The 5,712-nt window shown below is 70.2% G+C and carries 5 protein-coding genes; 3 read left to right on the top strand and 2 right to left on the bottom strand.

The window, feature by feature from the left end; translation table 11 throughout:
- Positions 1-15 precede the first annotated feature (15 nt).
- Positions 16-1,443 (bottom strand): hypothetical protein, encoded by a 1,428-nt coding sequence (locus ACNPM4_RS15975; RefSeq protein WP_448986335.1) that lies wholly within the window; start codon positions 1,441-1,443, stop codon positions 16-18.
- 215 nt (positions 1,444-1,658) lie between these two features.
- On the opposite strand from ACNPM4_RS15975, the gene ACNPM4_RS15970 reads away from it, so the two are divergent.
- Complete coding sequence (locus ACNPM4_RS15970; RefSeq protein ID WP_091030723.1) at positions 1,659-2,126, top strand: acyl-CoA thioesterase; 468 nt, start codon at positions 1,659-1,661, stop codon at positions 2,124-2,126.
- On the opposite strand, the gene ACNPM4_RS15965 is transcribed toward ACNPM4_RS15970, so the two are convergent.
- Positions 2,060-3,301 (bottom strand): trans-sulfuration enzyme family protein, encoded by a 1,242-nt coding sequence (locus ACNPM4_RS15965; RefSeq protein WP_258134234.1) that lies wholly within the window; start codon positions 3,299-3,301, stop codon positions 2,060-2,062. The two genes, ACNPM4_RS15970 and ACNPM4_RS15965, sit on opposite strands and share 67 nt — an antisense overlap.
- Before the next feature lie 112 nt (positions 3,302-3,413).
- Between ACNPM4_RS15965 and ACNPM4_RS15960 the strand changes: the two genes are divergently transcribed.
- Both ACNPM4_RS15960 and ACNPM4_RS15955 read left to right on the top strand, forming a co-directional pair.
- Positions 3,414-3,881, top strand: a complete 468-nt coding sequence (locus tag ACNPM4_RS15960) for an Lrp/AsnC family transcriptional regulator (protein WP_029264346.1) — start codon at positions 3,414-3,416, stop codon at positions 3,879-3,881.
- A gap of 64 nt (positions 3,882-3,945) precedes the next feature.
- Complete coding sequence (locus ACNPM4_RS15955; RefSeq protein WP_448986334.1) at positions 3,946-5,655, top strand: AMP-binding protein; 1,710 nt, start codon at positions 3,946-3,948, stop codon at positions 5,653-5,655.
- Positions 5,656-5,712: the final 57 nt, after the last annotated feature.

Below are 5,712 nucleotides of genomic sequence, written 5' to 3'. Positions count from 1 at the left end.
TGGGTGGGGTGGGGGTCAGGCGGCCAGCGCCAGGGATCGACGGTGGCTGACGCGGTGGCCGACCCAGAAGCCGATCGCCACGAGTCCGGCCAACGCGATACCGAGGATCCAGGGCAGGATCGACGGCGCGGCTCCGGCCGTCGCGGTGGCGAGCGTGCCGGATCCTTCCGCGATCAGGCCGTTGCCCTCGGCGAGGTCGGCGGCTCCGGCTTCGAGCTTGTCGCCACCCGCGGCGAGGTCTCCCGACCCCTGTGCCACGGCATCGGCTCCGACGGCCAGCCTTCCGATGCCCGCGTCGAGATCACCGGCTCCGGACTGCAGCGTGCCGATACCGGTTGCCAGCGTGGTCGCGCCGTCGTTCAGCCGGGTCGCACCGGCGCTGAGGTTCGAGGTTCCGGCGTACAGCGAGGAGGCTCCGGAAGAGAGCGTCTGCAGTCCCGATGCCAGCTTGGCGGCCCCCGCCGAGAGCTGTGCGGTACCGGACTTCAGGGTCTGCGCCCCGGCGGCGAGGGCGGGGGCTGCCTGGGGGGCGACGAGGGCGACGGTCCCGGGCCACCCCTGCGTGGGATCACCGTTCACGATCGCCCCGACACCGGCCGTGACGCGCGTCGCACCGTCTGCGGCGCCGACGAGTCCCTGTGCGAGCGCGGGGGCCGCCGCCGTCGGTGCCGCCATCGCATCCACCTGCCTGTCGACACCGTCGGCGAGAGCAGCGAGCCCCTTCAGCTGCGCGTTGTCCGGGTCCGCCGCCGACATCGCGGCGAGGGCATCACGGAGCTGCTGGGAGTTGCCGGGGGCGGTAGCGGCCAGACCCTGGAGGGCAGTCTTCGTGTCGGGGTGGGCGAGGGTGCGCACCGAGGGGGTCACGCCGGCGGTCAACGTGTCGCTCAGGGTGGTCGCACCGGCGAGCACGGCGTTCGTGTATCGATGCGCACCGTCGACCCCAGCCGCGAGCTTCGCTGCTCCCGTCGCGACGGTCTGCGCTCCGGCATCCGCCTTCGCCATCTTCGACGCGAGCTCCTGGGCTCCGGCGAACGCGGTCTGCGCTCCCCCGCTGACCCTGCCCGCGCCGTCCACGGCCGAGGCCGCGCCCGTGGCGAGACTTCCGGTGCCCTCCGCGAGAGTCGTCGCGCCGGTCGCTGCCTTCGTGGCCCCGTCGCTCACCTTCTGCGAGCCGTCCTGCGCGCTGGCCGCGCCGGACGCGAGGTCGTCGCTGCCTTCCGCGAGCTGATCGGCGCCGTCCGAGAGGTCGGCGGCACCCGCGGCGAGCTCGGACGAACCGCTCTTCGCCGACGTGGTCCCGTCGGCGAGTTCGGAGGCGCCGGCGGCGATCTTGTTCGTCACCACGAAGAACAGGATCACCATCGTGGCCAACAGCAGGCTGAGCACGATCACGGCGATGCGCATGCCGTTGCCGTGCGCGTGGGGTTTCGTACTCGTCATCGAGGACTCCCGGGGGTCAGTGGCGTCGTTGCCACGGGCGACTGTATGGGCGCGCCGGTACGCGACCCACGGATTTGCCGTTCGAAACCAAGTCTCAGAGTCGCTGGGACTCAGTTTCTTGTCGTGAGTCCACAAACGTGGCCCGGTAGCCCTTGTCGCTCCCCGGAAAACCAGCCGTAACATCGCGGACTCACTGCCCGCCTACTCTCATGCCCATGGCGAAGCAGAAGACACCCGCGTGGTCGGAGGACGGACTCAACTTCCGCACCCGCAAGTGGGTGCGCCCCGAAGATCTCAACGCGAACGGCTCGCTGTTCGGCGGCAGCCTGCTGAAGTGGATCGACGAGGAGGCGGCGATCTACGCGATCGTGCAGCTGGGCAACTACCGCGCGGTCACCAAGCACATCTCGGAGATCAACTTCGAGGCGTCGGCGGTGCAGGGCGACCTGATCGAGATCGGCCTGCAGGCCACACATTTCGGCACGACGTCATTGACCATGCGCGCGGTCGCCCGCAACATGATCACGCGCAGGCGCATCCTCACGATCGAGAAGATCGTGTTCGTCAGCCTCGACGAAGACGGGGTGCCGACGCCGCACGGCTACCGCGAGATCACCTACGACCGCGACCGGATGCCCACCGAGCGCATCGCGACCGGGACGATCCGGCTTCCCTCACTCTGAGCGGCGACGGCCGCGAACGCCTGAGACAGATCGGCGATCAGATCGTCGACGTCTTCGAGGCCGATCGACAGACGCAGCACATCGGCGGCAGGACGTGCCTCGGGCGGCACCGGGCGGTGCGTGAGCGCGGCCGGATGCTGGATCAGCGAGTCGACCCCGCCGAGCGAGACCGCATGCGTGAACAGCGTCGTCGCCGTCGTGACGGCGGATGCCGCGGCGAACCCGCCCCGCATCCGCATCGCGATCATCGCGCCCGTGCCGCGCATCTGCCGCTCGAGGATGCCGCGCGGGTCTCCGTCGAGCCCCGGATAGAAGACCTCGGCGACCTCGGGACGATCGATCAGCCACTGCACCACCCGCCGCGCGCTCTCCTGCTGGTGCCGCACCCGCACCGGCAGGGTGGTGAGACCGCGGTGCAGCAGGTACGCCCCGAGCGGATGCAGGAGCCCCCCGGTCACCGCCCGCACGCGGCGCAGCGCCTCCGCGGTCTCTTCGCTGCAGGCGACGACTCCGGCGATGACATCGCCGTGGCCGCCGAGGTATTTGGTCGCGCTGTGCAGTGACATCGCGGCGCCCAGGTCGATCGGGTTCTGCAGGATCGGGGTCGCGAACGTGTTGTCGACCACGACCGGCACGGAACCCGCCTGGCGCACCACGTCGGCGATGTCGGCGATGTCGAGCGTGGGGTTCGCGGGGGTCTCGACGACCACGAGCCCGGTGTCGGACCGCATGGACGCGGCCACCTCGTCGGGGTGGCAGTACGTCGTCTCGACGCCGAGCAGACCGGACCCGAGCAGGTGGTCGGTGCCACCGTAGAGCGGACGCACCGCGACGACGTGGCGTGCGCCGGTCGCCCCCGTGTGCGCGAGGATCACGGCCGTCATCGCCGCCATGCCCGAGGCGAAGGCCACCGCAGCCTCGGCATGCTCGAGCTCGGCGAGCGCCTCTTCGAAGCGGGCGACCGTCGGGTTCCACAGTCGCGCGTAGACCATGCTGCCGTCGGCGGGCGGCCGGCCTCCCGTGGCCATGGCCTCGTAGGAGTCGCCTCCGCGCTCGATGTCGGGCAGCGGGTTCGTGGTCGACAGGTCGATCGGCAGCGCGTGGACCCCGAGACCCTCGAGATCGGAGCGCCCGCTGTGGACGGCGACGGTGTCGGGATGCAGCGGTGCAGTCATGCCTCCACGTTGCCGGAATCACGAGGAATCCGCAGGGACTCGACAGAAGCCGCCAGAAAATTGCCTCTGACCGCTATTCTGTGCAGCATCCGGCATCCGAAAGGCGAGCACCTTGGCGAAAGCGCAACTCGACGAGATCGACCTCGAACTGCTGGCGGTCCTCACCCGTGACGCCGAGACGACCAACAAGGCCCTGGCGCACCGGCTCGGCCTCGCCGAGTCGACGTGTGCGCACCGCGTGCGGGCGCTGCGCGAGCGGGGCGTGATCCGCGACACCCGCATCCGCATCGACGGGGCGGCCCTCGGCTTCCCCCTGCAGGCGATCATCAAGGTGCGCCTCGCCAATCACACCGGCGCCAAGGTGACCGCGCTGTTCGACGCACTCGCGAGCGTCCCGCGGGTGCTGCAGGTCTTCCATGTGGCAGGAGTCGACGACTTCCTGGTGCACGTGGCGGTGCAGGACGCGACCGCCCTCCGCGACATCGTGCTGGAGCACATCACGGTGCACCCGGTCGTGCGCGGCACCGAGACCCAGCTCGTGTTCGAGCTGCGCGACGGTCCGGGCGTCCTGCCGCGGTGACCCCGGGATCCGGGTGACCTGCGCGAAGATGGAACGCACGTCCGCACCGGAGCAAGGGAGCACCATGAGCCGCAGCGCCACCGCCGCCACGCACACCATTCGCGAGATGCGCGACTTCCTCTTCGCGAACGCCACCGACTACGCCGCGGCCCGTGCGGGGTTCGCCTGGCCTGAGGTCGACGAGTTCAACTTCGCACTCGAGTGGTTCGACGTGATCGCCGGCGAGAACCCCGACCGGCCGGCCGTGCAGATCGTCGAGGCCGACCTGAGCCTGCGCACCTGGACCTACGGCGAGCTCTCGACGCGCTCCGATCAGGTCGCGGCCTGGCTCACCGGTCTCGGCATCCGCCGCGGCGACCACGTGATCGTGATGCTCAACAACACGATCGAGCTGTGGGAGGTGATGCTGGCGATCACGAAGATCGGCGCCGTGTCGATCCCGACCTCGACCCTGCTCTCCGCCTCCGATCTCGCATACCGCGTCGAACACGGTCGAGCCGGCGCGGTCGTCACCCTCGGCCCGCTCGCCGATCGGCTCGCGGACATCGCCCCCGGCATCCTCCGCATCGGCGTCGGCGACGGCATCCCCTCCGAGTGGGCGCGCTTCACCGACTCGACCGCCGCACCGATCGCCTTCGAGCCCGACGGCCCGACCCCCGCGACCGACACCGCCCTGCTCTACTTCACCTCGGGCACCACGAACCGGCCGAAGCTCGTGCAGCACACCCACGTCTCCTACCCGGTCGGGCACCTTTCGACCATGTGGTGGCTCGGCGTGCGCCCCGACGACGTGCACCTCAACATCTCGTCCCCCGGCTGGGCGAAGCATGCGTGGTCGAGCTTCTACTCCCCCTTCCTGGCCGAGGCGACCGTGTTCGTCTACAACTACGACCGCTTCGACGCGAACACCCTCATGCAGGTCATGGACACCCATCACGTGTCGACGTTCTGCGCGCCGCCGACCGTGTGGCGGATGTTGATCCAGGCCGACCTCGCGCGTCTCACCCACCCGCCGCGCGAACTCGTCGGAGCGGGCGAGCCGTTGAACCCCGAGGTCATCGACCGCGTGCGCGAGGCCTGGGGCGGCACGATCCGCGACGGGTTCGGACAGACCGAGATGACGGCCTGCATCGGCAACTCCCCCGGCCAGCCCGTCAAGGTCGGGTCGATGGGACGCCCGCTGCCCGGCTACCCGGTCGTGCTCCTCGACCCGGTCACCGGAGACGTCGTCGAGAGCGAGGGGGAGATCGCGCTCGACCTGTCGCAGCCGCCGCTCGGACTCATGGCCGGGTACTACGACGACCCCGCGAAGACGGCCGAGTCCCGGGCGGGCGGCTTCCACCACACCGGCGACATCGCGGTGCGCGACGACGACGGCTACCTCATGTACATCGGTCGCTCGGACGACGTGTTCAAGGCCTCCGACTACAAGATCTCCCCGTTCGAACTCGAGTCGGTGCTGCTCGAGCACGACCTGGTGATCGAGGCGGCCGTGATCCCGAGCCCCGACCCCACGCGTCTGGCCGTGCCGAAGGCGTACGTCTGCCTGACCCCGGATGCCACCGACGGCGCGGAAGACGCGGCTCGCGCGATCTTCGCCTACGCGCACGACCGCCTGTCGTCGCACCTGTGGGTGCGGATCATCGAGTTCGTCCCCGAGCTGCCGAAGACGATCTCCGGCAAGATCCGCCGCGTCGAGCTGCGTGCGCGGGAAGCGGCACGGGTCGGATCCGGCGACGAGACCGGACAGCACCGCGACCGCGACTACCGCTGAGCGCTCAGGACACGACCGGGATCGAGGCCGTCGCCGCGGACTTCGTCGCGCGCGACG

The sequence above is a fragment of the Microbacterium umsixpiens genome, assembly GCF_053543675.1.
The sequence above is the reverse complement of the archived record's forward strand: the minus strand, read 5'-3'. Positions and strand labels throughout refer to the sequence as shown.